This is a genomic window from Streptomyces diastaticus subsp. diastaticus, from assembly GCF_011170125.1.
In the GTDB taxonomy this organism is placed as follows: Bacteria; Actinomycetota; Actinomycetes; order Streptomycetales; family Streptomycetaceae; genus Streptomyces; species Streptomyces diastaticus.
Genome location: NZ_BLLN01000003.1, coordinates 688,449 through 715,024, shown reverse-complemented (window position 1 = coordinate 715,024; position 26,576 = coordinate 688,449). Strand labels below are relative to the sequence as shown.

Genomic DNA, 26,576 nt, shown 5'->3' with positions numbered 1-26,576 from the left:
CCGGTCAGAGCGTGGTGCTTCAGCTCTGGCCGCCGGCCAGCTTCTCGCGCAGGGCGGCCAGGGCCTCGTCCGACGCCAGGGCGCCGGAGTTGTCCGCGGACTCCGAGGAGTACGAACCGCCGCCGCCACCGGCGCCACCGGAGGCGGCCGGAGCCGCACCAGCGGTGTCGGTGCCCTCGGCCGCAGCCTGGGCGTCGGCCTCGCGGGACTTGATGACCTGGGCCTGGTGCTGCTCGAAGCGCTGCTGCGCCTCGGCGTACTGGGTCTCCCACGCCTCGCGCTGGGTCTCGTAGCCCTCGAGCCAGTCGTTGGTCTCGGGGTCGAAGCCCTCGGGGTAGATGTAGTTGCCCTGGTCGTCGTAGGACGCGGCCATGCCGTACAGGGTCGGGTCGAACTCGACGACCGACGGGTCGGCGCCGAAGGCCTCGTTGGCCTGCTTCAGCGAGAGGCTGATGCGGCGGCGCTCGAGGTCGATGTCGATGACCTTGACGAAGATCTCGTCGTTGACCTGGACGACCTGCTCCGGGATCTCCACGTGGCGCTCGGCCAGCTCGGAGATGTGGACCAGACCCTCGATGCCCTCGTCGACGCGGACGAACGCGCCGAAGGGAACGAGCTTGGTGACCTTGCCGGGAACGACCTGGCCGATCTGGTGCGTCCGGGCGAACTGCTGCCACGGGTCTTCCTGGGTCGCCTTCAGCGACAGGGAGACACGCTCGCGGTCCATGTCGACGTCGAGGACCTCGACGGTGACTTCCTGGCCGACCTCGACAACCTCGGACGGGTGGTCGATGTGCTTCCAGGACAGCTCGGAGACGTGGACCAGACCGTCGACGCCACCCAGGTCCACGAAGGCACCGAAGTTGACGATCGAGGAGACGACGCCGGAGCGGACCTGACCCTTCTGGAGGGTCGTGAGGAAGGTCTGGCGGACCTCGGACTGGGTCTGCTCGAGCCAGGCACGGCGGGACAGGACCACGTTGTTGCGGTTCTTGTCCAGCTCGATGATCTTCGCCTCGAGCTCCTTGCCCACGTAGGGCTGGAGGTCGCGGACGCGGCGCATCTCGACGAGGGAGGCCGGCAGGAAGCCACGGAGGCCGATGTCGAGGATGAGACCACCCTTGACGACCTCGATGACGGTACCGGTGACGATGCCGTCCTCTTCCTTGATCTTCTCGATCGTGCCCCAGGCACGCTCGTACTGAGCGCGCTTCTTGGACAGGATCAGACGGCCTTCCTTGTCCTCCTTCTGGAGGACCAGGGCCTCGATCTCGTCGCCGACGGCGACGACCTCGTTGGGGTCGACGTCGTGCTTGATCGAGAGCTCGCGGCTCGGGATCACGCCTTCGGTCTTGTAACCAATGTCGAGCAGGACCTCGTCCCGGTCGACCTTCACGATGACGCCGTCGACGATGTCGCCGTCGTTGAAGTACTTGATCGTCTCGTCGATCGCGGCGAGGAAGGCTTCCTCGTTACCGATGTCGTTGACCGCAACCTGCGGGGTGGTGGCGGTGGTCTCGGTGCTGCTCGTCATGTGGGAAAGGGCTCCGGTACGGACATGAAGTCGTAGGTACTGCCGCGCACGGAGCCGGTTTCACCCTGTAGCAGTCGGACAGCCTTCAGAGGCGCGACCTCCGGAAGACCGGGGGTCCTCGCCTCGTACAACCGAGGGGACACACAACAGAAGCGAGCACATCCTGCTAGGTCTGAGGAGCGCAGGCTCGCAGCGCAACTTGTAGCATACGGGGGCAGCCGGACAGGGTCAATGCGCGAAGGCGCACACCCGGGGCACAAGCCGCGAACCCGGCACAATTCCCGTTGCCTGAGGCCACACGGCGCGTCCCCGCCCCGGCCCTTCCACCGGAGCGGGACTCCGGTGGAAATACGGAGAGTACGACGAGGGAGCCGATCATCCAAGAGCCCGTACCGCCCCGGTCCGCCGCCGACGAGGCCCCGGAACCCGAGGCGACCCGCCGCACCGCCTCCCCCGCCGAGAGCAGCCGGGCCAGCCGCGGCTGGTGGGACGGCAACGCCGACGAGTACCAGCGCGAGCACGGCGCCTTCCTCGGCGACGACCGCTTCGTCTGGGGGCCCGAGGGACTCGACGAGGAAGAGGCCCGCCTGCTCGGCCCCGAGGGGAGCCTGAAGGGGCTGGACGTCCTGGAGATCGGCGCCGGCGCCGCCCAGTGCTCCCGCTGGCTGGCCGCCGAGGGTGCCCGCCCGGTCGCCCTGGACCTCTCCCACCGCCAGCTCCAGCACGCCCTGCGGATCGGCGGCGCGGTGCCGCTGGTCGAGGCCGACGCCGGGGCGCTGCCCTTCGCCGACGCCTCCTTTGACCTGGCCTGCTCCGCCTACGGCGCGCTGCCCTTCGTCGCCGAGCCCGTCGAGGTGCTGCGCGAGGTGCGCCGGGTGCTGCGGCCCGGCGGGCGGTTCGTCTTCTCGGTGACCCACCCGATCCGCTGGGCCTTCCCCGACGAGCCCGGCCCGGCGGGCCTGACCGTCGCCGCCTCCTACTTCGACCGCACCCCCTACGTCGAGCAGGACGAGCAGGGCCGCGCCGTCTACGTCGAGCACCACCGCACCCTCGGCGACCGGGTGCGGGACGTGGTCGGCGCCGGGCTGCGCCTGGTGGACCTGGTCGAGCCGGAGTGGCCGGAGTGGAACACCCAGGAGTGGGGCGGCTGGTCCCCGCTGCGCGGCCACCTCTTCCCGGGCACCGCGATCTTCGTCTGCGCCCGGGACTGACCACCCGTCTCGTACGCCCGCGCGGGCGTACGAGACTGGGGGCATGATCCGTACCGACGCCCTGGCCCGGCTCCCCGTCCGCTTTGTGCTGCCCGCGCTGCGCGAGGCGCTGGACGGGCCGGGTACGGCGGTGCTGTGCGCGCCGCCCGGCACCGGCAAGACGACACTGGTCCCGCTCGCCCTCGCCGGACTGCTCGGGGAGGGTCCGCCGCGCCGGGTACTGGTGGCCGAGCCCCGCCGGATCGCCGCGCGGGCCGCGGCCCGGCGGATGGCGTGGCTGCTCGGCGAGGAACCGGGCCGCAGCGTCGGGCACACGGTGCGCGGGGAGCGGGTGGTCTCCCCGGGCACCCGGGTCGAGGTGGTGACCACCGGCGTGCTGGTCCGCCGTCTCCAGCGGGACCAGGAGCTGCCGGGCGTCGACGTCGTGATCCTCGACGAGTGCCACGAGCGCCACCTCGACGCGGACACCGCCGCCGCCTTCCTGCTGGATGTGCGGGCTGCGCTGCGGCCGGAGTTGCGGCTGGTGGCGGCCTCGGCGACGACCGACGCCGAGGGGTGGGCGCGGCTGCTGGGCGAAGCGCCGGTGGTGGCCGCGGAGGGGGTCGGCCACCCGGTGGAGACGGTGTGGGCACCGCCGGCCGCGCCGGTCCGGCCGCCGCACGGGACGCGGGTCGACCCGGCGTTGCTGGCCCATGTCGCGGCGACCGTGCGGCGGGCACTGGCCGAGCGGGACGGGGACGTGCTGTGCTTCCTGCCCGGGGTCGGGGAGATCGGCCGGGTGGCCGGGGAGCTGGGGACGCCGCCCGGCGTGGAGGTGCTCCAGGTGCACGGGCGGGCGCCCGCCGCCGTGCAGGACGCGGTGCTGGCCGGGTCGGCGGGGCGCCGAGTGGTGCTGGCCACCTCGGTCGCCGAGTCGAGCCTCACGGTGCCCGGGGTGCGGGTGGTGGTCGACTCGGGGCTGGCCCGCGAGCCGCGTACCGATCACGCGCGGGGGCTCGGCTCGCTGGTCACGGTGCGCGCCTCACAGGCCTCGGGCCGGCAGCGCGCGGGACGGGCCGGCCGTGAGGCGCCGGGGGCGGTGTACCGGTGCTGGGCCGAGGCGGAGGACGCCCGGCTGCCACGGTTCCCGCCGCCGGAGATCAAGGTCGCCGACCTGACCGCCTTCGCCCTCCAGGCCGCCTGCTGGGGCGATCCGGACGCCTCGGGTCTGTCCCTGCTCGACCCGCCGCCCGCCGGGGCGATGGCCGCCGGCCGCGAGGTGCTGACCGGGCTCGGCGCCCTCACCCCGGACGGCGCCCTCACACCCCAGGGCGAGCGGTTCTCCGGTGTGGGGGTGCATCCCCGGCTGGCGCGGGCGCTGCTCGACGCCGCGCCCGAGGTGGGCGGCGCGCGGGCGGCGGAACTCGTCGCCCTGCTCAGCGAGGAGCCGCCGCGCGGCTACGGCGACGATCTCGCCGCCGCCTGGCGGACGGCGCGCAGGGGCCAGGACGCGTACGCGGGCCGCTGGCGGCGCGAGGCGAAGCGGCTGGCGTCGGCCGTACGGAACACGCACACGGGCGCGCGGGAAGGCGCCGGCGACGACACGGCGGCCGGGCTGGTGGCGGCGCTGGCCTTCCCCGAGCGGCTGGCGCGGGCCCGGGGCGGCGACGGCTATCTGATGGTCTCCGGCACCGGCGCCGAGCTGGCGTCCGGCTCGGCCCTGCGGGAGAGCCCCTGGCTGGCGGTGGCGGTCGCGGACCGGCCGGTGGGCCGGGCGCGGGCGCGGGTCCGGCTGGCCGCGCCGGTGGACGAGGCGACGGCCCGACGGGCGGCGGCTCCGCTGCACCACGAGGGGGAGGAGACCGGCTGGCGCGACGGCGACGTGGTGGCCCGGCGGGTGGAGCGGCTGGGCGCCGTCGAACTGGCGGTACGGCCGCTGGACGGCTCGGCGGGTGCCGGACGGGTCCGGGCGGCGCTGCTGGAAGGGCTGGCGCGGGAGGGGCTGGGGCTGCTGCGGTGGACGCGGGACGCCTGCGAGCTGCGACAGCGCCTCGCCTTCCTGCACCGGGCGGTGGGCGGCGCCTGGCCGGACGTCTCCGACGCCGCGCTGCGGGCCCGCGCCGATGAGTGGCTGGAGCCGGAGCTGGGGCGGGCGCGGCGCCGCGCCGACCTGGCCCGGATCGACGCGGGCGCCTGCCTGCGCCGTCTGCTGCCGTGGGCGGGGGGTGAGGCGGCGCGGCTCGGCGAACTGGCCCCGGAACGGCTGGAGGTGCCGAGCGGCTCCCGTGTCCGCCTGGACTACACCGACCCGGAGCGGCCGGTGCTCGCGGTCAAGCTCCAGGAGCTGTTCGGCCTCACCGGGACGCCGCGGGTCGCGGGTGTCCCCGTCCTCGTCCACCTGCTCTCCCCCGCCGGCCGCCCGGCCGCGGTCACCTCCGACCTGGCGTCCTTCTGGGCGGACGGCTACCGCGCGGTCCGCGCGGAACTGCGCGGCCGCTATCCGAAGCACCCGTGGCCCGAGGACCCGGCGGCGGCCCGGGCGACACGGCACACGAAGGCGCGGGCGGAGCGGGAGGGACCGGGACCGGACACGAGGTGAGGCGGGCCGCTCCCGCCCCGGCGGGCCGGGAGCGGCCGCACGGCCGTGTCCGAAGAACCCCTCCCGCCCGCGCCGGCTCCCGGCGGGTCCCCGCCGCGGGACCTGTCCCGCCGGGCCCGCTCCGTCTGGTCACCGGTCCGTTCAGCCCGTGCGGACCGGCCGGACGCGCCCCGCCGGAGAGGCCGGCGCGTACCGCTCCTGGAGGGGGAGGGGCGCTCCGGAGTGCGCGGTCCCCCCTGCGGGTCTGCGGGGACGAGCCGGAGCTTCGGCGCCCCCGCACCGGCCCGGCCCGGCCCGGACGGAGGGTGCGGCAACGGCCGGGCCCTGCTCGGCGAGCACCGCAACGCCCGGTTCACCTGGCCGGCGGCCCCCGGGAGGTCCGCCCTGCCGCCGGTCGCCCGGAACAGCGGCGGTGGCGTTCCTCTGCTGGATCCGGACCTCGCGGCGTACGGGCGGCCGTACGCCTTCGCGCGCGGCATCCCGCTCGCCGGGTAGCTCGCGGACGAGGTGTGCGCGGAGGTGGCCGCCGATGCCGACGCCCGTCTGGCCGCTCCGGTCGTCGGCCCGGCGGCCGGCCCGGGGACGACGCGGCACGCGGGGCCCCGCCGATCCGTGGCGGCGTTCCGTCGAGGCGTGGCCGGACGCGGGGCCGCCGGGTCGCGGGGCCGCGCGTGCGGGCGGCGGACTGGTCTCCGTGCGTTCCTCGGGTGGTGGCGTACCGCGGTGCGGCACGCCACCGGGGAGCGGCGCGAAGCCGGGGCCCCGGTGGCGGGCGTCGGTCAGCCGGCTTCGGTGACCGTCAGTTCCAGGACCAGGACGGCGCCGCCCGTCGTCTCCACACGGAGGCGGAAGGTGCCCGCGGTGTCGTCGGTGTGGAGTTCGGGGAGCACGAGCCGGCCCTTGTCGTCGGTGGTGAGGGCGAGTTCGCGGGTCCGGCGTTCCTCGGCGGGCTCCTCCCCGGGGGTGAGGAAGTAGGGGCCCTCGCCGGCGGCCTTCTCGCCGTCGGCGGGGTCGGCGCCGGTGAGGACGGTGGCGGTGGCGGCGACGCCCGGGGCCGCCTGGCCCCCACGGGTGGCCGTCAGGGCGATCCGGCCCTCGAAGGTGGCACCCGCCTCGCAGGTCAGCTCCGTCTCGTCGGTCCGGACCAGCTTGTCGGCGCGGGCCGCGGTGACCTCGCCGCGCAGGGCGAGGGAGACGGGCTCGGGGGCGTCGAGGAGGGTGGCCTTGACGGTGAGGGCGCCGGGCGTGCCGCCCGCCAGGAGGGCGGGCGCCTTGGCGACGCCGTCCGACCCGGTGGTGACGACGGCGGTGGTGGTGCCGTCCTCGAAGGTGGTGCCGGTCTTCCCGGCGACGGTGAAGCTGACCTTGGCCTTGGCGGCCGGCTTCTGCCCGGCCCGCTCGGCCCGCACGGCCGGGCGGTCGGCGAACCGCTCGCCCGCCGGGGCGCTGAGCGTGCCCTCGCCGAGGTCGACGAGACCGGTGGCGGGCGCGGGCGTGGTGGGCGGCGGCGTCGTGGGAGGCGGCGTGGTCGGCGGGGGCGTGGTGGGCGGCGGGGTGGGCTTGGACGAGCCGCCGTCACCGGGCTCGGTGGGCTTGCCGGGCTTGTCCGGCTTGCCGGGTGTGGAGGGCGAGGGGCTCGGCGTGCCCGGGCGGCCGGGGCGGACCGGATCGGGCGACGGGGTGTTCCCGCCGGGAGCGGGCGGGGAGGGCTGACTGCCGTCGGGGACCTCGTGGGCGCCCTCGCGGTAGTGGTCGTACCAGCGCAGGACGGTCCGCAGGTACTCCTGCGAGCGGTTGTACCCGAGGATCGCCTGGTGCAGGTCGCGCTCGACGGTCAGGTCGCGGTCGTGGGCGCAGAGGTAGCTGCCGGCGGCGAGGGCGGCGTCGTAGATGTTGTTCGGGTCGCGCCGGCCGTCGCCGTTGCCGTCGCGGCCCCAGCTCTCCCAGGTCTGCGGGATGAACTGCATGGGCCCGACGGCGCGGTCGTGGAGGGTGTCGCCGTCGTAGGCGCCGCCGTCGGTGTCGGAGATGTTGGCGAAGCCGACGCCGTTGAGGACCGGGCCGAGGATCGGGGACGGTGTGGTGCCGTTGCTGTCGAGGCGGCCGCCGCGGGCGTGGCCGGACTCCACCTTGCCGATGGCGGCGAGGAGTTCCCACGGCACGCGGCAGCGGGGGTTGCTGGCGGCGAGGGACGCCTCCGCCTTGCGGTAGGCGTCGAGGACGGTCGCGGGTATCCCGGACTCGGCGGAGCCGGTGGCCGGCGTCTCGTCCGGCGGATCGTTCCGCCCCGGCCCCTTCAGCGGCGGCAGTTCGGTGTAGTACGGGGAGTCGCCGCTGACCGACGGGTCCTCGGAGCCGGGCGCGCCCGCCGCGGGCCGGTCGGAGGCCGCGGCCGCCGGCCGCTCGTTCCCGGCCGAGGGGGCTCCGGAGGCGGAGAGTGCCGCCATCGCCGCCGCCGCGACGGCCGTACTGGCCGCTCCCTGCCGCATCCGCCGTCCGAACAGTGCCGCCATTGTGTGGAACCCCTCCCGCGTCGACGAGCCGTCCCCCGTGAGCGCCGGCGCCCGGTCGGACGGCTCTGGCGACCCTACGGGACCCTGCCGCGCACGGGCACCCGTCGCTGACCGGTATTCACCACTTGGCCACATGCGCGTGGCCGGCGCGTCGCTCACGCACCGGCCGACCCGTTCGACACAGCAGCACACAGGAGGGTTGTACGCGGAGGGCGGACCGGCACGAATCCTCCACGCGGACGGAGCCTCGGCGCGGCCCTCGGGGCAGGCGCCCCCGTCCACGCTCCCCGCGCCGACGGGCCGCGCCCCCTGACTTCCCCTGCGCGTCGCCCTGTTGCCCCGCGCCGTCCGTCCGGCGACCGCCGACGGGCCACCGCCCGAGACCCTTCCGGCGGGCGGCCCGGTGTCAGTGCGCGGCCGCCTCCCAGTTCTGGCCCACGCCGACCGAGACGTCCAGCGGGGCGCGCAAGCGCACCGCGTCCGCCATCTCGCGGCGGACGATCCCCTCGACCCGCTCCCGCTCGCCGGGGGCGATCTCCAGGACGATCTCGTCGTGCACCTGGAGCAGCATACGGCTGCTCAGTTCCGCCTCGGTGAGGGCGCGGTGGACCCGCAGCATGGCGATCTTGACGATGTCGGCGGCGGTGCCCTGGATGGGGGCGTTGAGCGCCATCCGCTCGGCGGTCTCGCGGCGCTGGCGGTTGTCGCTGTTGAGGTCCGGGAGGTACCGGCGGCGACCGAGCATCGTCTCGGTGTACCCGGTGGCGCGGGCCTCGTCGACGGCGTGCCGCAGGTAGTCGCGGACGCCGCCGAACCGCTCGAAGTAGGTGTCCATCAGCGCGCGCGCCTCGCCCGCGTCGATGTTCAGCTGCTGGGAGAGGCCGAAGGCGGAGAGCCCGTACGCCAGGCCGTACGACATGGCCTTGATCTTGCGGCGCATCTCGGCGTCGACCGCGTCCCGCCCGACGCCGAAGACCTGCGAGGCGACCGTGGTGTGCAGGTCCTCACCGGAGGTGAACGCCTCGATGAGGCCCTCGTCCTGGGAGAGGTGGGCCATCACGCGCAGCTCGATCTGGCTGTAGTCGGCCGTCATCAGCGACTCGTACCCCTCGCCGACGACGAAGCCGCGGCGGATGGCGCGCCCCTCGTCGGTGCGGACGGGGATGTTCTGGAGGTTCGGGTCGGTGGAGGAGAGCCGGCCGGTGGCCGCGACGGTCTGGTTGAACGTGGTGTGGATCCGGCCGTCGGCGGCGATCGACTTGATCAGCCCCTCGACGGTGACGCGGAGCTTGGCCTGCTCGCGGTGGCGCAGCATGATCACCGGCAGCTCGTGGTCGGTCTGCGCGGCGAGCCAGGCGAGGGCGTCGGCGTCGGTGGTGTAGCCGGTCTTGGTCTTCTTGGTCTTGGGGAGGTTCAGCTCGCCGAAGAGGACTTCCTGGAGCTGCTTGGGCGAGCCGAGGTTGAACTCGCGGCCCACCGCGTCGTGCGCCTCCTTCACCGCCTGCTGGACCGCGGCGGCGAACTGCTGCTCCATCGCCTCCAGATGGGCGCGGTCGGCGGCGATGCCGGAGCGCTCCAGGGTGGCCAGCAGGATCGAGGTGGGCAGCTCGATGTCGGCCAGCAGCTCCGTCGCGCCGACCTGCTCCAGCCGCTCACCGAAGGCGGCGCCCAGGTCGAGGACGGTGCGGGCCTGCACCATCAGGGCGTGCGCCTCCGCCTCGTCGTCGGCGCCGAGGGTCAGCTGCCCGTCCGCGGTGGCCGGGGCCAGTTCGCGGCCCAGGTACTCCAGCGAGAGGGCGTCCAGCGCGAAGGAGCGGCGGCCGGGCTTGACCAGGTAGGCGGCGAGGGCGGTGTCCATCGTGACGCCCTCGACGCGCCAGCCGTGCTCGGCGAAGACCCGCATGACGCCCTTGGCGTTGTGCAGGACCTTCGGCCGGTCGGCGGCGGCCAGCCACTGGGCGAAGGCCCGCTCGTCGGCCTCGTCCAGCCGCGCCGGGTCGAACCAGGCGGCGGCCCCGCCCGGGGCGGCCAGCGCGATCTCGGTGACCGAGCCCTCGCCGAGCTTCCACGTGTCGACCGTGGCCATGCCGGTCAGCGCCGCGGCGTGCTCGCCGAGCCACGGCTCCAGCCCCCCCGCGTCGAGGACCGTGCCGTCGATCTCGACGGCGGGCTCGGTGACGGGCTCCTCCTCGGCCGCGCCGGGATCGACGGCGAGCAACCGCTCACGCAGCGAGGGGTTGCGGATCTCCAGGGTGTCCAGGACCAGGGTGAGCGCCTTGCGGTCGTAGGGGACCCGCTCCAGGTCGGTGACGGTGCGGTCCAGCTCGACGTCGCGGACCATCTCGGTGAGGCGGCGGTTGAGCTTGACCGCCTCCAGGTGGTCGCGGAAGTTCTGCCCGGCCTTGCCCTTGACCTCGTCGGCTCGCTCGACCAGCTCGGCGAAGGAACCGAACTGGTTGATCCACTTCGCGGCGGTCTTCTCGCCCACGCCGGGGATGCCGGGCAGGTTGTCCGAGGGGTCGCCGCGCAGGGCGGCGAAGTCCGGGTACTGGGCGGGGGTCAGCCCGTACTTCTCCTGGACCTTCTCCGGCGTGAAGCGGGTCAGCTCGGAGACGCCCTTGGTCGGGTAGAGCACCGTGGTGTGGTCGCTGATCAGCTGGAAGGAGTCACGGTCGCCGGTGACGATGAGGACCTCGAAACCGGCCGCCTCGGCCTGCGTGGCGAGGGTCGCGATGACGTCGTCGGCCTCGAAGCCGTCGACCGCGAAGCGCTCGGCGTGCATCGCGTCGAGCAGCTCGCCGATCAGCTCGACCTGCCCCTTGAACTCGTCGGGGGTCTTGGAGCGGTTCGCCTTGTAGTCGGTGAACTCCTGCGACCGCCAGGTCTTGCGGGAGACGTCGAAGGCGACGGCGAAATGCGTCGGCCGCTCGTCACGCAGGGTGTTCGCCAGCATGGACGCGAAGCCGTAGATCGCGTTGGTCGGCTGGCCGGTCACGGTCGTGAAGTTCTCCGCGGGCAGCGCGAAGAACGCCCGGTACGCCAAAGAGTGCCCGTCCATGAGCATGAGGCGGGGGCGGTCGGCTGCCGGGTCGGCGACCACTGCGGACTTCTTCTTCGATGCTGTCTCTGCCACGCCTCGATCCTGCCACGCCGCTGTGACAGCCGGCCCCGCGCCGCCGCCCGGCGCTCTCCCGGGAACGCCACGGCACGGCCCTCCCGACAGCCGTACCGGCGTGGGAGGATCGGGGGCGGTCCAGCACAGAACGTGCCCGGTCCGGCCCGCGCCGGCCCGGTTCCAGACTCGAAGGGGAGCGCAGCATGGCAGCCAAGCCGCCCACCGGTGACCCCGTCCAGGACGCCCCCGAGGTCGGGGAGGTCCAGCACGCCGCGGCCGGCCTGCCCGCGGTCGCCCACTCCCTGCGGATGTCCGCCCGGCAGATGGGGGTGCGCCGCACCGCCCTGACCCTGCTCCGGGTCAACCAGAAGGACGGCTTCGACTGCCCGGGCTGCGCCTGGCCCGAGCCGGACAAGCGGCACGCGGCGGAGTTCTGCGAGAACGGCGCGAAGGCCGTCGCCGAGGAGGCGACGCTGCGCCGGGTCACGCCCGCCTTCTTCGCCGAGCACTCCGTGGCCGACCTCGCGGAGCGCAGCGGCTACTGGCTCGGCCAGCAGGGCCGCCTCACCGAGCCGATGCACCTGGCCGAGGGCGCCGACCACTACACGCCGGTCAGCTGGGAGCGGGCCTTCGAGCTGATCGCGGGCGAGCTGACCGCCCTCTCCTCCCCCGACGAGGCCCTCTTCTACACCTCGGGCCGCACCAGCAACGAGGCCGCCTTCCTCTACCAGCTCTTCGCCCGCGAGTTCGGCACCAACAACCTCCCCGACTGCTCGAACATGTGCCACGAGTCGTCCGGCTCCGCGCTGACCGAGACGATCGGCGTCGGCAAGGGCAGCGTGCTGCTGGAGGACCTGTACCGGGCCGACCTGATCATCGTCGCCGGGCAGAACCCGGGCACCAACCACCCCCGGATGCTCTCGGCGCTGGAGAAGGCCAAGCAGGGCGGTGCGAAGATCATCACGGTCAACCCGCTGCCCGAGGCGGGGCTGGAGCGGTTCAAGAACCCGCAGACCGTCAAGGGCATGGCCCGCGGCACCGCGCTGACCGACCTCTTCCTCCAGATCCGCATCGGCGGCGACCAGGCCCTGTTCCGCCTGCTCAACTCGCTCATCCTCGGCACCCCGGGCGCCGTCGACGAGGAGTTCGTCGCCGCCCACACCCAGGGGTACGAGGAGTTCGCCGCCGCGGCCGGGAAGGCCGACTGGGAGGAGGCGCTCGCCGCGACGGGGCTGGAGCGTGCCGAGGTCGAGGAGGCGCTGCGGATGGTGCTGGCCTCCGAGCGGACCGTCGTCTGCTGGGCGATGGGCCTCACCCAGCACAAGCACTCCGTCCCCACCATCCGCGAAGTGGTCAACTTCCTCCTGCTGCGCGGCAACATAGGGCGCCCCGGCGCCGGGGTGTGCCCCGTCCGCGGCCACTCCAACGTCCAGGGCGACCGGACCATGGGCATCTTCGAGCGCCCCGCCCCGGCCTTCCTGGACGCGCTGGAGCGCGAGTTCGGCTTCACTCCGCCCCGCCACCACGGCCTCGACGTGGTCCGGGCGATCCGCGCGCTGCGCGACGGCGAGGCCAAGGTCTTCCTCGCGATGGGCGGCAACTTCGTCGCCGCCTCCCCCGACACGGAGGTCACCGAGGCGGCGATGCGCAAGGCCCGCCTGACCGTGCACGTCTCCACCAAGCTCAACAGGTCGCACGCGGTCACCGGCGCCCACGCGCTGATCCTGCCGACCCTCGGCCGCACCGAGCGGGACGTCCAGGCCGGCGGCGAGCAGTTCGTCACCGTCGAGGACTCGATGGGCATGGTGCACGCCTCGCGCGGCCGCCTGGAGCCGGCCGGTCCCGCGCTGCTCTCCGAGACCGCGATCGTCTGCCGTGTCGCCCGCGCCGTCCTCGGCGGGAAGTCGGCCACCCCGTGGGAGGAGTTCGAGGGGGACTACGCACTGATCCGCGACCGGATCGCCCGTGTCGTCCCCGGCTTCGAGGATTTCAACGCCAAGGTCGCCGACCCGGCCGGCTTCGCCCTGCCGCACGCCCCGCGCGACGAGCGCCGCTTCCCCACCCCGAGCGGCAAGGCCCACTTCACCGCCGCCCCGGTCGAGCACCCGCACCGCCCCGAGGGCCGCCTGCTGCTCCAGACCCTGCGCTCGCACGACCAGTACAACACCACGATCTACGGACTCGACGACCGCTACCGCGGCATCCGGGGTGGCCGCCGGGTCGTCCTGGTGCACCCGGACGACGCCCGCGAGCTGGGCTTCGCCGACGGCGCGTACGCCGATCTGGTCGGGGAGTGGAAGGACGGCGTGGAACGGCGCGCGCCCGGGTTCCGGGTCGTGCACTACCCGACGGCGCGCGGCTGCGCCGCCGCCTACTACCCGGAGACCAACGTCCTGGTGCCTCTCGACTCCACGGCGGACACCTCGAACACCCCGGCCAGCAAGTCGGTGGTGATCCGGCTGGAGCCCGCCGCGAGCTGACGGCCCCACCCCGGCGGGCCGCTCGGCGGGACCCCCTGCCGCGGCGGCCTTCCCCGGGCTACGGTAGCTGTGAATGAGCGCTTGCTCAGAGCAGCTTTCGTGAACGGAGCCGGACCATGGGTGAACAGCAGACCGTCAAGTTCCCGCAGGAGGTTCTCGACGAGTACGCGTCGCTCGGCGTCGACCTCGCCGCCCTCTTCTCCGCCGGACACCTCGGCACCCGGATGGGCGTCCAGATCCTGGAGGCGAGCGCCGACCGCGTCGTCGGCACCATGCCCGTCGAGGGCAACACCCAGCCGTACGGCCTGCTCCACGGCGGCGCCTCCGCCGTCCTCGCCGAGACCCTCGGCTCGGTGGGCGCCATGCTCCACGGCGGTCCGCACAAGCTCGCCGTCGGCGTCGACCTGAACTGCACCCACCACCGCGGCGCCCGCTCCGGCCTGGTCACGGGCGTCGCCACCCCCGTGCACCGCGGCCGCTCCTCCGCCACGTACGAGATCGCCATCACCGACGACCAGGGCAAGCGCCTCTGCTCCGCCCGACTGACCTGCATGCTCCGCGACGCGGGCGGGGCCGCCCCGCAGAGCTGAGCCACAACCGCCGCCCGGCGGGGGCCGCCCTGCCCGGTGGCCCCCGCCCGGCCGCCGGGCACACTCCCGGCCCACGCTCACGGGCTCCCTCGACACCCTCGCCGCCGCCCTGCGCGACCTGGGCGTGCGGCCGGGCGAGACCCTCCTCGCTCACACCTCCCCCAGCCGCCCCGGCTGGGTGTGCGGCGGCGCCGTCACCCTCGCCCAGGCCCTGCTCGACGCGATCGGCGAGGACGGCACCCCGGCCGTCCCCACGCATTCCGGCGACAACTCCGACCCGTCGGGCTGGGGCGACCCGCCCGGCCCCGAGTCCCGGTGGCCCGCCATCCGCGCGACCACGCCGCCGTACGACCCGCACACCGCCCCGAGCCGGGGCGTCGGCGCCGTCCCGGAGACCGTCGTCCGCACCTGGCCCGGCGCCCTGCGCAGCGCCCGTCCGCTGACCTCCTTCGCCACCCTCGGCCGGGCACCCGCGCCGTCGCCGAGGGCACACGCCCGAGTGCCGTCTCGGCGAACACATTCCGCTCGCCCGCCTGTCGGAGGCCGGAGCACGAGTCCTGCGCCGGGCACGGGGTACGGCAGCCGCACCGCCTTGCACCTGGCCGGATCCCGGATCGCCGGGCCGTCCGTCCGGAATTCCTTCGCCGTCCGCGCCCCCTCGGGGCCTCGCTGGACGACCGTGACCGACACCTCGGTCAGCGACGAGGGGGTCACGGAGCCGGGGGCCGGCTCCGTGCGGACGTACCCGGTACAGCACGGCACCGCGGGCGAGGCCGGGGCGCGGCCCTTCCCTCCCTGCTCGCCGCCGTCGGCCACACCGGGCGGGGGCTGCCCGTAACACGGCAGCGGGGCTCCGCCCGAGACCGGCGGGGCGCCCGTCCGGACACCTCGCCGACCGGCCCCGCCCCGCGGAACACCGGATTCCGACTACACCTCTCCGGATGGCGGACACTCCGCCCCGCCGCTCCCGCAAACCTCAATCGACCCCTCTCCACCCCCCTGCCCTATTTCTCCGCCACCGGAAAAGCCCCGCGCGCTCCCATCGGTGCGCAAGAGCGCAATTGCGACACAGCCACCCGGAATGCGAGCATCCATTTCCCCGGTGTAACACTGGGTAACCTCCATGCAATACAAGCCCCGGAAATCCGGCCGCCCGGACGGCACCGAAACGCCCCTTTCGCGGAGCACCACCGGCCCTCCCGCCCCAACTCCCCACCCCTGCAAGCCCGTCACCCGGCCCACTCAGCCCGTTCTCACCATCCGGACAAACAGAACGGGGTATTTTTTCCCTTTACCGCCCGCCCCGGACCAGTCCGCATTCGGGCTTCGTCATAACAAGAGAGTCACATCATTGGCCTGACCTCTCCACCATGCCCACCAGCGCGCTTAGAGTCACGGCCAGTCACCGCGCCACCGGATTTCCATTCACTTCGGTCTGCGCAGGACCGGCGTTCCACGACGGAAACGCCGTGTTAGGGGAGAGGACTGATCGTGCGCCACCGTTCCTTGCTCGTCATCACCACCGCCGTCACCGCCGGGGCTCTGACCCTGTCCGCCTGCGGGTCCCGCGACGACAGCGCCGGAGGAGGAGGCGGGGGCGGTGGCAAGCAGACCGTCGTCATCGGCCTCGACGCGCCGCTGACCGGCGATCTGTCCGCGCTCGGCCAGGGCATCAAGAACTCCGCCGAGCTCGCCGTGAAGACGGCCAACAAGAACAACGAAGTCGAAGGCGTCACCTTCAAGCTCCAGGCGCTCGACGACGCCGCCCAGGCCGCCACCGGCCAGCAGAACGCCACCAAGTTCATCGCCGACGACAAGGTCATCGGCGCCGTCGGCCCGCTCAACTCCGACGTCGGCCAGTCCATGCAGAAGGTCTTCGCCGACGCCGGCATGGTGCAGGTCTCCCCGGCCAACACCAACCCCGAGCTCACCCAGGGCAAGGACTGGCAGGACGGCAAGAAGACCCGGATGTACGACACGTACTTCCGCACCTCCACCACGGACGCCATCCAGGGCCCGTACGCGGCGAAGTACATGTACGAGCAGGAGAAGCTCAAGACGGTCTTCGTCATCGACGACAAGAAGACCTACGGCGCCGGCCTCGCCGGCACCTTCACCACGGAGTTCAAGAAGCTCGGCGGCAAGGTGGTCGGCTCCGACCACATCAACCCCGAGGACCGCGACTTCTCCTCCGTCGCCAGCAAGGTCGCCAAGTCCAAGGCCGACTTCGTCTACTACGGCGGCGAGTACCCCGCCGGCGCCCCCCTGGCCAGCCAGATCAAGAACGCCGGCGCCAAGATCCCGACCGTCGGCGGCGACGCCCTCTTCAGCGGCGAGTACATCAAGCTCGCCAAGAAGAACGCCGAAGGCGACTTCGCCAGCTCCGTCGGCGCCCCCCTCGACACCCTCGACACCGCCAAGGAGTTCATGAAGAACTACAAGGCCGAGGGATACGAGAACACCTGGGAGGCCTACGGCGGCTACGCCTACGACTCCGCCTGGTCCATCATCCAGGCCGTCAAGGCCGTCGCCGAGAAGAACGACGGCAAGCTCCCCACCGACGCCAAGGACGCCCGCAAGCAGGTCACCGAGGCCCTGCAGTCCGTCAAGTTCAGCGGCGTCACCGGCGAGGTCGGCTTCGACGAGTACGGCGACACCACCAACAAGCAGCTTTCGCTCTACCAGGTGACCGACGGGGCCCACAAGCCGGTCAACAGCGGCGAGTACGAGGGCTGATCCCCTTCCCACCGCCCCGGAACGAACATCCCTGAACCGCGCGGGGGCGCCACCAGCGCCCCCGCGCGGCCGTATCTGACCACACTCACTCGGAGGCCCCGCGGTGCACGATCTGCCGCAGCAACTTGCCAACGGCCTGCTACTCGGCGCGCTGTACGGACTCATCGCAATCGGTTACACGATGGTCTATGGCATCGTTCAGCTCATCAACTTCGCCCACGGCGAGATATTCATGATCGGAGGCTTCGGAGCCCTCACCGCCTGGCTCTGGCTCCCCGACGGCACCGGCGTCCTCGTCGCCCTCCCCGTCATGATCCTGCTCGGCATGGTCTTCTCCGTCACCGTCGCCATCGGCGCCGAACGGTTCGCCTACCGGCCCCTGCGCGGCGGACCCCGCCTCGCCCCGCTCATCACCGCGATCGGCCTCTCGCTCGTCCTCCAGCAGCTCGTCTGGTCCTTCTACCCGAAGGCCAGGGACGGCGCCCTCAGCTTCCCCCACTTCGAGGGCGGACGCATCGACCTCGGCGCCTTCTCCATCAGCCGCGGCGACCTCTTCCTCCTCATCGCCGCACCCGCCTGCATGATCGCCCTCGGGATCTTCGTCTCCAAGACCCGCACCGGCCGCGCCATGCAGGCCACCTCGCAGGACCCCGACACCGCCAAGCTCATGGGCATCAACACCGACCGCATCATCGTCACCGCCTTCGGCATCGGCGCCTCCTTCGCCGCCATCGCCGCGGTCGCCCACGGCCTCAAGTACGGCGAAGTCCAGTTCCGCATGGGCTTCATCGCCGGCCTCAAGGCCTTCACCGCCGCCGTCCTCGGCGGCATCGGCAACATCTACGGCGCCATGATCGGCGGCCTCGTCCTCGGCGTCACCGAAACCCTCGCCACCGCCTACATGGAGAACGTGCCCGGCATGAGCATGTTCGGCGGCGGAGCCTGGAAGGACGTCTGGGCCTTCGTCCTGCTGATCCTGGTCCTCCTCCTGAGGCCCCAGGGCATCCTCGGCAGCCGCGGCGCGGATCGGGCGTGATACAGATGACCACCCACACCACCACCGAAACCCAGGCACCCGCCCCCAAGGCCCCCAAGGTCATGGGCTACGCCACCCTCGCCGGCGCCGTCCTCTCCTTCGCCAGCACCTTCCTGCCCTGGACCTGGACCGCCGAATTCCCCGGCAACCTCACCGTCACCGGCTACCCCGGCGGCCTCCAGCTCCTCACACTCACCGGCGCCCTGCTCACCGCCGTCCTCGTCCTCGGCGGACTCGGCACCCCCGGCCTGCGCTGGGCCACCCCCGGCGGCAAGTACGCCCCCGTCCGCCTCATGGCGTACGGCACCTTCGCCACCACCTGGTTCACCGTCGCCGCCATCAGCGTCGAACTCGGCGGCCTGGTCAACCTCGAACCCGGCGCCTGGATCGCCGCCGTCGCCACCTCCCTCACCGTGTCCGCCGCCTTCCGCCTCCCCAACGAGGCGGTCACCGACGAGACCGGCCTCTGGACACGGCTCACCGCCCCCTACAAGGCCCCGGCCCCCGGGCCGGCGAAGGAACTCCCGGGCTGGGCCGAGATCCTCCTCATCGCCGTCGCCTTCGGCGCCGGCCTCTTCCTCTTCACCTACGGCATCGGGACCGAGGGCGCCGAGGACTTCATCGGCTTCCTCCTCCTCATCGGCTTCGGCGTCGCCGCCCTCGGCAAGTCCGGCCTCAGCCGCCGCCTCACCAACCTCACCGTCAAGCACAAGAACGTGACGGTCACCGCCGCCTTCGTGTCGGCCTTCGCCTTCCCGTTCACCCAGAGCAGCGACGCCTACACCAGCGTCGGCACCAACATCCTCATCTTCGCCACCGTCGCCCTCGGCCTCAACATCGTCGTCGGCCTCGCCGGCCTCCTCGACCTCGGCTACGTCGCCTTCCTCGGCGTCGGTGCCTACACCGCGGCCCTGGTCTCCGGCTCCCCCAGCTCCCCCTTCGACATCCACGTGCCGTTCTGGGCCGCCGTCCTCCTCGGCGCCCTCGCCTCCCTGATCTTCGGCGTCATCATCGGCGCCCCGACCCTGCGGCTGCACGGCGACTACCTCGCCATCGTCACCCTCGGCTTCGGCGAGATCTTCCGCATCGGCATGCAGAACCTCGACGGGACCAGCGGACCCGACATCACCAACGGCCCCAACGGCATCCCCAACATCCCCGACCTGGAGATGTTCGGCTTCAACTTCGGCGAGAGCCACACCGTCCTCGGCATCGAACTCGGCAGGTTCTCCAACTACTACCTGCTGATGCTCCTGTTCACCATCGTCGTCGTCCTCGTCTTCCGCCGCAGCGACCAGTCCCGCATCGGCCGCGCCTGGGTCGCCATCCGCGAGGACGAGACCGCCGCCCGCGCCATGGGCATCAACGCCTTCCGGCTCAAGCTCCTCGCCTTCGCCCTCGGCGCCACCCTGGCCGGCCTCGCCGGCACCGTACAGGCCCACGTCACCTACACCGTGACCCCCGCCCAGTACAAGTTCGTCGAGTCCGTGCCGCCCAACTCCGCCTTCCTCCTCGCCGCCGTCATCCTCGGCGGCATGGGAACGGTCAGCGGCCCCCTCATCGGCGCCGCCCTCCTCTACCTCATCCCGGCCAAGCTCCAGTTCATGGCCGACTACCAGCTGCTGCTCTTCGGTATCGCACTCGTCCTCCTGATGCGCTTCCGCCCCGAGGGCCTCGTCGCCGACCGGCGCAAGCAGCTCGAGTTCAAGGAAACCGGCCAACTGGACACACCCAAGGTCGATACCGGCCTCAGCAAGGCGGGGGGGTAACCCACCATGACCACCAGCACCGACCCGGCACCGGTCACCACCCCGGTCCTCGACGCCAGCGGCGTCATCATGCGATTCGGCGGCCTCACCGCCGTCAACGACGTCTCCCTCCAGGTGAACGCGGGCGAGATCGTCGGCCTCATCGGCCCCAACGGCGCCGGCAAGACCACCTTCTTCAACTGCCTCACCGGGCTCTACATCCCCACCGAAGGCACCGTCTCCTACAAGGACAAGGTCCTCCCGCCCCGCTCCCACCTGGTCACCCAGGCCGGCATCGCGCGGACCTTCCAGAACATCCGGCTCTTCGCCAACATGACCGTCCTGGAGAACGTCCTCGTCGGCCGCCACACCCGCACCAAGGAAGGCCTCTGGTCGGCCCTCCTGCGCGGCCCCGGCTTCAAGAAGGCCGAACGCGAGTCCCACGAAGCGGCGATGGAACTCCTCGAGTTCACCGGCCTCGCCCACAAGCGCGACCACCTCGCCCGCAACCTCCCCTACGGCGAACAGCGCAAGCTGGAGATCGCCCGAGCCCTGGCCAGCAAGCCGGGCCTGCTCCTCCTGGACGAGCCCACCGCGGGCATGAACCCCCAGGAGACCCAGGCCTGCCAGGAACTGGTCTTCGCCATCCGCGACCAGGGCATCGCCGTCCTCGTCATCGAGCACGACATGCGGTTCATCTTCAACCTCTGCGACCGCGTCGCCGTCCTCGTCCGCGGCGAGAAGCTCGTCGAAGGCACCCCCGACGTGGTCCAGGCCGACGAGCGCGTCGTCGCCGCCTACCTCGGTACGCCCTTCGAAGGCGCCCCCGGCGACGAGAAGGTGGCCGAGGTCCGCGCGGCCGAGGCCAAGGCCGCCGACACCCCGGCGGCCGACGGCGCCACCAGCACCACCAGCACGCCCCGCACGGAAGAAGAAGGGGACACCGCATGACCGCCCTGCTGGAGGTCAAGGACCTCAAGGTCGCCTACGGCAAGATCGAGGCCGTCAAGGGCATCTCCTTCTCCGTCCACGCCGGGGAGATCGTCACCCTGATCGGCACCAACGGCGCCGGGAAGACCACCACCCTGCGCACCCTCTCCGGGCTCCTCAAGCCGGTCTCCGGCTCCATCGTCTTCGACGGCGAGGAGATCGCCGGCACCGGCGCCCACAAGGTGGTCGCCAAGGGCCTCGCCCACTCCCCCGAGGGCCGCAGGATCTTCCCCAACCTCACGATCGAGGAGAACCTGAAGCTCGGCGCCTTCCTCCGCAAGGACGCCGACGGCATCGAACGCGACATCCAGAGCTCCTACGAGCGCTTCCCCATCCTCGGAGAACGGCGTCGGCAGGCCGCCGGCACCCTCTCCGGCGGTGAGCAGCAGATGCTCGCCATGGGCCGCGCCCTGATGTCGCAGCCCAAGCTGCTGATGCTGGACGAGCCCTCGATGGGCCTCTCCCCGATCATGATGCAGAAGATCATGGAGACCATCGCGGAGCTGAAGGCCCAGGGCACCACCATCCTGCTGGTCGAGCAGAACGCCCAGGCGGCGCTCTCGCTGGCGGACCAGGGCCACGTCATGGAGATCGGCAAGATCGTCCTCTCCGGGACGGGCGCCGACCTCCTCCACGACGAGTCGGTCCGCAAGGCCTACCTCGGCGAGGACTGACCCCGCCCCACGCGAAGCGGGCCCGCACCCTCGGGGGGCGCGGGCCCGCTTCGCGTACGAACCGCCGCGGGGCTCAGCCCTTGGCGGCGCGCTTCTCCTCGTCGTCCTCGATGACCGCCTCGGCGACCTGCCGCATCGACATGCGGCGGTCCATCGAGGTCTTCTGGATCCAGCGGAACGCGGCCGGCTCCGTCAGCCCGTACTGGGTCTGGAGGATCGACTTGGCGCGGTCGACCAGCTTGCGGGTCTCCAGGCGCTGGGAGAGGTCCGCGACCTCTTTCTCCAGCGTCCGCAGCTCGGTGAAGCGCGAAACGGCCATCTCGATCGCCGGCACCACGTCGCTCTTGCTGAACGGCTTCACCAGGTACGCCATGGCTCCGGCGTCCCGGGCCCGCTCGACCAGGTCGCGCTGGGAGAAGGCGGTGAGCATCAGCACCGGGGCGATGGACTCCTCGGCGATCTTCTCGGCCGCCGAGATCCCGTCCAGCACCGGCATCTTCACGTCGAGGATGACCAGGTCGGGGCGGTGCTCCCGGGCCAGCTCGACCGCTTTGGCCCCGTCACCGGCCTCGCCGACGACGGAGTACCCCTCCTCCTCCAGCATCTCCTTCAGGTCGAGCCGGATCAGCGCCTCGTCCTCGGCGATCACCACGCGGGTCGTCAGCGGAGGGACGTGCGACACGTCACCGTCTGAGACGGGCTGGGACTCGGGCTCGGGGACGCTCACGGGGGTGCTCCTTGGCTCAGGGCGGGGGCGTGCTGCTGGATTCAGGGTACCTAGCTGCGCAGGGGAACCAACGGCGGGTATAGTCCGTGTAGTGCGCTCGCCGGGTTGGCGGAACAGGTATACGCGGATGTCTCAAACACATCTGTCCGAAAGGACATGCGGGTTCGAGTCCCGCACCCGGCACACAGGAATGGAATTTCACCTTCGGGTGGAGTTCCATTTTTTTGTTCTCTTTCGAAGATCCCTTCCCCAATGTCGGAGTCGTGATCTTCCATTCCCTCGAAGTCCGTCAGAAAGCGCTGTCGCTGCTGCGGGAGGGCATACCCAACAGTGAAGTCGCGCGCCGCCTCGGCGTGGCGAAGGGAACCGTCGGCTACTGGAAGCACAAGGAGCGCGCCGAGCGTGGCGAGTGCCCGGGCCGGAGGTCCCCGCTCTGCCCGCGCTGCGACGTGCGGGAGCTCGACGCGCCCGCGTACGTCCAGCTCCTCGGCCTCTATCTGGGCGACGGACACATCGTCCGCCCCACCGCCCACAGCTCCCCGAGTCTGTCGGTCACGCTCGACGACACCTGGCCCGGCGTCCAGGACGAGTGCGAGGCAGTCATGCGCGCCGTGCTCCCCGACAACAGCGTGCACCGGGTCAGAAGGACCGGCTGCCAGGACGTCAAGGTCTATTCGAACCATCTGCCCTGTCTCTTTCCGCAGCACGGGCCCGGCCCGAAGAACTCGAGGAGTATCGCTCTCGCGCCATGGCAGCGGGAGTTGGTCGACGCCCACCCGTGGCAGCTCATTCGCGGACTCATCCACTCCGACGGCTGCCGCCTCACCAACTGGACCGTCCGTACCGTGGGCGGCGAGAGGAAGCGCTACGAATACCCGAGATACTGGTTCACCAACACCTCGGGCGACATCCGCGGACTGTTCACGGACACCTTGGACAAGGTGGGCGTCACGTGGACGTCCTGTCCGCGCGGGGGTGTTCCGTACAACATCTCCGTGGCCCGCAGACCCTCCGTCGCCCTCATGGACGCGCACGTGGGGCCGAAGTACTGACCTGTCCGCAGCACCCCGGCCCGTGCGGTGGCGGTCCGGCCGGTCAGGGGCGGGCGGCCGGGGCGGTGTCGTCCTCGCCGATGTGGTGGACGCGGACCAGGTTGGTGGAGCCGGAGACGCCCGGGGGCGAGCCGGCGGTGATGACGACCGTGTCACCGCGCTGGCAGCGGCCCACCTTCAGCAGGTACTCGTCGACCTGGTCGACCATCGCGTCGGTGGAGTCGACGTGCGGCCCGAGGAAGGTCTCGACGCCCCAGGTGAGGTTGAGCTGGGAGCGGGTGGCCGGGTCCGGCGTGAAGGCGAGGAGGGGGATCGGCGAGCGGTAGCGGGAGAGACGGCGGACGGTGTCGCCGCTCTGGGTGAAGGCGACGAGGAACTTGGCGCCGAGGAAGTCGCCCATCTCGGCGGCGGCCCGGGCCACGGCGCCGCCCTGGGTGCGTGGCTTGTTGAGCTCGGTGAGCGGCGGCAGGCCCTTGGCGAGGATGTCGCTCTCGGCGGCCTCGACGATGCGGCCCATGGTGCGGACGGTCTCGACCGGGTGCTTGCCGACGCTGGTCTCGCCGGAGAGCATCACGGCGTCGGTGCCGTCGATGACGGCGTTGGCGACGTCGGACGCCTCGGCCCGGGTGGGCCGGGAGTTGTCGATCATCGAGTCGAGCATCTGGGTGGCGACGATGACCGGCTTGGCGTTGCGCTTGGCGAGTTTGACCGCGCGCTTCTGGACGATCGGCACCTGCTCCAGGGGCATCTCCACGCCGAGGTCGCCGCGGGCGACCATGATGCCGTCGAAGGCGGCGACGATGGATTCGATGTTGTCGACGGCCTGGGGCTTCTCGATCTTGGCGATGACGGGGAGGCGGCGGCCCTCCTCGTCCATGACGCGGTGGACGTCCTCGATGTCGCTTCCGCCGCGGACGAAGGAGAGGGCGATGACGTCGACACCGGCGCGCAGGGCCCAGCGGAGGTCCTCGATGTCCTTGTCGGAGAGGGCGGGGACGGAGACGGCGACGCCGGGGAGGTTGAGCCCCTTGTGGTCGGAGACCATGCCGCCCTCGACGACGGTGGTGCGGACGCGGGGGCCGTCGACGGCGGTCACCTCGAGGGTGACCTTGCCGTCGTCGACGAGGACGCGTTCGCCGGGGGTGACGTCGGCGGCGAGACCGGGGTAGGTGGTGCCGCAGCTGTGGCGGTCGCCTTCGGCGCCGGGTTCGACGGTGATGGTGAAGTCGTCGCCGCGTTCGAGGAGTACAGGGCCTTCGGTGAAGCGGCCGAGGCGGATCTTCGGTCCTTGAAGGTCGGCGAGGACGCCGACGCTGCGGCCGGTCTCGTCGGAGGCCTTGCGGACGCGTGCGTAGCGTTCTTCGTGTTCGGCGTGGAGGCCGTGGCTGAGGTTGAGGCGGGCGATGTCCATTCCGGCTTCGACGAGGGCTTTGATCTGCCCGTACGAGTCGGTGGCCGGTCCTAGGGTGCAGACGATTTTTGCTCGGCGCATGGTTCGACCCTAGGGCCTACCGGCGGGTAGACGATTGGCCGCGCATGACTGGCCAACGACCTTTCGGCGAAAGGGTATTGACAACTGTTGAATTGTGCGCGGGCTCGCTCCGATGAGCGTTCCCGGAACGTTCCGCACCCCCTTTCGAGCGAAAGGGCGAAGGTGTGGACGAATGGGCTCCGCGTCACCGGACGGAAACCTGGGAGGGGTGTTGCGGAGGGGGCCTCTGCGCCAGAATCTACGCGCGTTGTCTCAGCGATGGAGGAGTGGATGATGGCGGTCAACCGCAGGGGTTTCGTGGGTGGTTCGGCGGCGGTGGGCGCGGGGCTGGCACTCGGCGCGGGGGCGGGTACGGCCTCGGCGGCGGGCGGGCCGGGGCCGGGCCGTGGCCACGGGGGGCACGGTCGTGAGCGGCGGTACGCGTTCACCGTGCTGGGGACGACCGACCTGCACGGCAACGTTTTGAACTGGGACTACTTCACCGACGCGGAGTTCGACGACGCGGACCACAACGATGTCGGCCTGGCCAAGATCTCCACGATGGTCAAGGAGATCCGCGAGGAGCGCGGCCACCGCAACACGCTGCTGATCGACGCGGGTGACACGATCCAGGGCACCCAGTTGTCGTACTACTACGCGAAGGTCGACCCGATCACGGAGCGCCGGGGCCCGGTGCATCCGATGGCGCGGGCGATGAACGCGATCGGCTACGACGCGGCGGCGCTCGGCAACCACGAGTTCAACTACGGGATCGAGGTGCTGCGGAAGTTCGAGGAGCAGTGCCGTTTCCCGCTGCTGGGGGCCAACGCGCTGGACGCGAAGTCGCTGCGGCCCGCGTTCGCGCCGTACGTGATCAAGCGGATGCGGACGCCGTTCGGGCGGGATGTGCGGGTGGCGGTGCTGGGGCTGACCAACCCCGGGGTGGCGATCTGGGACAAGGTGAACGTGCAGGGCCGGATGGTCTTCCCGGGGCTGGTGGAGCAGGCGGCGAAGTGGGTGCCGAAGCTGCGGTCGATGGGCGCGGACGTGGTGCTGGTGTCGGCGCACTCGGGGACGAGTGGTACGTCCTCGTGGGGTGACCAGCTGCCGTACGTGGAGAACGCGGCGGCGCGGGTGGCCGAGGAGGTGCCGGGGATCGACGCGATCCTGGTGGGTCACGCGCACCAGGAGATCGCCGAGTACGTGGTGGAGAACAAGGAGTCGGGGCGGCCGGTGGTGCTCTCGGAGCCGTTGAAGTGGGGGCAGCGGCTGACGCTGTTCGACATCGAGGTGGTGTGGGAGCGGGGCCGCTGGGTGGTGGAGCGGGTGGCGTCCGAGGTGCGGAACTCGAACACGGCGGAGGAGGACCCGGGGATCGTGCGGCTGCTGGCCGGGGAGCACAAGAAGGTGGTCGCCTATGTGAACCAGGTGATCGGGACGTCGGTGGAGGAGATGTCGGCGGCCGAGGGTCCGGTGAAGGACGTGCCGATCATCGATCTGATCAACCATGTGCAGACGGAGACGGTGCGGGCGGGTCTTGCGGGCGGTGCGTACGCGGAGCTGCCGGTGGTCTCGCAGGCCTCGTGTTTCTCGCGGACGGCGCGGATGCCGGCGGGTGAGGTGACGATCAAGGACGCGGCGGGGCTGTACCCGTTCGAGAACACGCTGGAGGCGCGGGTGCTGACGGGCGCGCAGCTCAAGGAGTATCTGGAGTTCTCGGCGCGGTACTACGTGCGGACGGCGCCGGGGGCTCCGGTCGATCCGGCGGCGCTGACCAACGCGGACGGAATTCCGGACTACAACTACGACGCGTTGTCCGGGGTGACGTACGAGGTGGATGTGGCGCGGCCGGTGGGGTCGCGGATCGTGGGGCTCAGTTACGAGGGGGAGCCGGTGGCGGGGGACGCGCGGTTCGTTCTGGCGGTGAACAACTACCGGGCGAGTGGGGGCGGGGCGTTCCCGCACGTGGCGTCGGCGGAGCAGGTGTGGGCGGACCCGGAGGAGATCCGGAACACGATCATCGAGTGGGTGCGGGAGACGGGGACGGTGGACCCGGCCCGGTTCGCGTCGGTGGGGTGGCGGCTGACGCGGGAGGGTGAGCCGGTGTTCTGATCCGGGGTC

The 26,576-nt window shown here is 71.9% G+C and carries 16 protein-coding genes, 1 tRNA gene and 1 pseudogene; 13 read left to right on the top strand and 5 right to left on the bottom strand.

Translation table 11 applies throughout. From position 1 onward, the window contains the following. Window positions 1-19: 19 nt before the first annotated feature. Entirely contained in the window at window positions 20-1,534 is a 1,515-nt protein-coding gene (gene rpsA, locus Sdia_RS11545) for a 30S ribosomal protein S1 (protein ID WP_100453158.1), read from the bottom strand. A gap of 284 nt (window positions 1,535-1,818) precedes the next feature. Here rpsA and Sdia_RS11540 point away from each other — a divergent pair, with 284 nt between their 5' ends. Next, window positions 1,819-2,745 carry a class I SAM-dependent methyltransferase gene (locus Sdia_RS11540; RefSeq protein WP_100453157.1) on the top strand — a complete coding sequence of 309 codons (927 nt, stop codon included), beginning with the start codon at window positions 1,819-1,821 and terminating at the stop codon, window positions 2,743-2,745. Window positions 2,746-2,788: 43 nt separating this feature from the next. Continuing rightward, complete coding sequence (hrpB, locus tag Sdia_RS11535; RefSeq protein WP_100453156.1) at window positions 2,789-5,323, top strand: ATP-dependent helicase HrpB; 2,535 nt, start codon at window positions 2,789-2,791, stop codon at window positions 5,321-5,323. Between the two features lie 779 nt (window positions 5,324-6,102). Here hrpB and Sdia_RS11530 read toward each other — a convergent pair. After that, window positions 6,103-7,836 (bottom strand): lytic transglycosylase domain-containing protein, encoded by a 1,734-nt coding sequence (locus Sdia_RS11530; RefSeq protein ID WP_185392902.1) that lies wholly within the window; start codon window positions 7,834-7,836, stop codon window positions 6,103-6,105. Between the two features lie 406 nt (window positions 7,837-8,242). Then, window positions 8,243-10,969 (bottom strand): DNA polymerase I, encoded by a 2,727-nt coding sequence (gene polA / locus Sdia_RS11525; protein WP_370464540.1) that lies wholly within the window; start codon window positions 10,967-10,969, stop codon window positions 8,243-8,245. Window positions 10,970-11,154: 185 nt separating this feature from the next. Between polA and Sdia_RS11520 the strand changes: the two genes are divergently transcribed. From Sdia_RS11520 to Sdia_RS11485, 8 genes and pseudogenes are all read left to right on the top strand, one after another. After that, entirely contained in the window at window positions 11,155-13,431 is a 2,277-nt protein-coding gene (locus Sdia_RS11520) for an FdhF/YdeP family oxidoreductase (protein ID WP_185392903.1), read from the top strand. Between the two features lie 116 nt (window positions 13,432-13,547). Beyond that, window positions 13,548-14,021 carry a PaaI family thioesterase gene (locus Sdia_RS11515; RefSeq protein ID WP_008414302.1) on the top strand — a complete coding sequence of 158 codons (474 nt, stop codon included), beginning with the start codon at window positions 13,548-13,550 and terminating at the stop codon, window positions 14,019-14,021. A 109-nt stretch (window positions 14,022-14,130) separates the two neighbouring features. Further along, a pseudogene (locus Sdia_RS29750) lies at window positions 14,131-14,870 on the top strand (AAC(3) family N-acetyltransferase); the annotation flags it as partial. Between the two features lie 642 nt (window positions 14,871-15,512). Next, the gene (locus Sdia_RS11505; RefSeq protein WP_100453152.1) at window positions 15,513-16,757 is read left to right on the top strand and encodes a branched-chain amino acid ABC transporter substrate-binding protein; all 1,245 of its coding nucleotides are present in this window, start codon (window positions 15,513-15,515) and stop codon (window positions 16,755-16,757) included. Window positions 16,758-16,860: 103 nt separating this feature from the next. Continuing rightward, on the top strand, window positions 16,861-17,793 hold the full coding sequence (locus tag Sdia_RS11500; RefSeq protein ID WP_100453151.1) for a branched-chain amino acid ABC transporter permease: 933 nt from the start codon (window positions 16,861-16,863) through the stop codon (window positions 17,791-17,793). A 5-nt stretch (window positions 17,794-17,798) separates the two neighbouring features. Beyond that, window positions 17,799-19,562, top strand: a complete 1,764-nt coding sequence (locus tag Sdia_RS11495) for a branched-chain amino acid ABC transporter permease (protein WP_115068582.1) — start codon at window positions 17,799-17,801, stop codon at window positions 19,560-19,562. 6 nt (window positions 19,563-19,568) lie between these two features. Further along, the gene (locus tag Sdia_RS11490; protein WP_189499981.1) at window positions 19,569-20,492 is read left to right on the top strand and encodes an ABC transporter ATP-binding protein; all 924 of its coding nucleotides are present in this window, start codon (window positions 19,569-19,571) and stop codon (window positions 20,490-20,492) included. Further along, window positions 20,489-21,205 carry an ABC transporter ATP-binding protein gene (locus Sdia_RS11485; RefSeq protein ID WP_100453149.1) on the top strand — a complete coding sequence of 239 codons (717 nt, stop codon included), beginning with the start codon at window positions 20,489-20,491 and terminating at the stop codon, window positions 21,203-21,205. Before Sdia_RS11490 ends, Sdia_RS11485 begins: the two co-directional genes overlap by 4 nt. Window positions 21,206-21,278: 73 nt before the next feature. Here the strand turns inward: Sdia_RS11485 and Sdia_RS11480 are convergent, their stop codons facing one another. Then, window positions 21,279-21,932: an ANTAR domain-containing response regulator gene (locus tag Sdia_RS11480; RefSeq protein WP_100453148.1), complete on the bottom strand. Its 654-nt coding sequence runs from the start codon at window positions 21,930-21,932 to the stop codon at window positions 21,279-21,281. Window positions 21,933-22,031: 99 nt separating this feature from the next. Between Sdia_RS11480 and Sdia_RS11475 the strand changes: the two genes are divergently transcribed. Both Sdia_RS11475 and Sdia_RS11470 read left to right on the top strand, forming a co-directional pair. Then, window positions 22,032-22,115: transfer RNA gene (locus Sdia_RS11475), tRNA-Leu, on the top strand. 80 nt (window positions 22,116-22,195) lie between these two features. Next, window positions 22,196-22,984, top strand: a complete 789-nt coding sequence (locus tag Sdia_RS11470) for a helix-turn-helix domain-containing protein (protein ID WP_189499980.1) — start codon at window positions 22,196-22,198, stop codon at window positions 22,982-22,984. Window positions 22,985-23,027: 43 nt separating this feature from the next. Here Sdia_RS11470 and pyk read toward each other — a convergent pair whose 3' ends face one another. Then, a complete protein-coding gene (gene pyk, locus Sdia_RS11465; RefSeq protein ID WP_115068584.1) occupies window positions 23,028-24,476 on the bottom strand; it encodes a pyruvate kinase in 1,449 nt (482 codons plus the stop codon). A gap of 273 nt (window positions 24,477-24,749) precedes the next feature. Between pyk and Sdia_RS11460 the strand changes: the two genes are divergently transcribed. Beyond that, window positions 24,750-26,567 carry a bifunctional metallophosphatase/5'-nucleotidase gene (locus Sdia_RS11460; RefSeq protein WP_189500033.1) on the top strand — a complete coding sequence of 606 codons (1,818 nt, stop codon included), beginning with the start codon at window positions 24,750-24,752 and terminating at the stop codon, window positions 26,565-26,567. Window positions 26,568-26,576 lie beyond the last annotated feature (9 nt).

Excerpts from the sequence above, each read along its gene's own strand:
- Sdia_RS11460 (WP_189500033.1), top strand. The coding sequence starts at position 24,750 with ATGGCGGTCAACCGCAGGGGTTTCGTGGGTGGTTCGGCGGCGGTGGGC.
- Sdia_RS11520 (WP_185392903.1), top strand. The coding sequence starts at position 11,155 with ATGGCAGCCAAGCCGCCCACCGGTGACCCCGTCCAGGACGCCCCCGAG.
- pyk (WP_115068584.1), bottom strand. The coding sequence starts at position 24,476 with ATGCGCCGAGCAAAAATCGTCTGCACCCTAGGACCGGCCACCGACTCG.
- Sdia_RS11515 (WP_008414302.1), top strand. The coding sequence starts at position 13,548 with ATGGGTGAACAGCAGACCGTCAAGTTCCCGCAGGAGGTTCTCGACGAG.
- Sdia_RS11485 (WP_100453149.1), top strand. The coding sequence starts at position 20,489 with ATGACCGCCCTGCTGGAGGTCAAGGACCTCAAGGTCGCCTACGGCAAG.
- hrpB (WP_100453156.1), top strand. The coding sequence starts at position 2,789 with ATGATCCGTACCGACGCCCTGGCCCGGCTCCCCGTCCGCTTTGTGCTG.
- Sdia_RS11490 (WP_189499981.1), top strand. The coding sequence starts at position 19,569 with ATGACCACCAGCACCGACCCGGCACCGGTCACCACCCCGGTCCTCGAC.
- rpsA (WP_100453158.1), bottom strand. The coding sequence starts at position 1,534 with ATGACGAGCAGCACCGAGACCACCGCCACCACCCCGCAGGTTGCGGTC.
- Sdia_RS11530 (WP_185392902.1), bottom strand. The coding sequence starts at position 7,836 with ATGGCGGCACTGTTCGGACGGCGGATGCGGCAGGGAGCGGCCAGTACG.
- Sdia_RS11495 (WP_115068582.1), top strand. The coding sequence starts at position 17,799 with ATGACCACCCACACCACCACCGAAACCCAGGCACCCGCCCCCAAGGCC.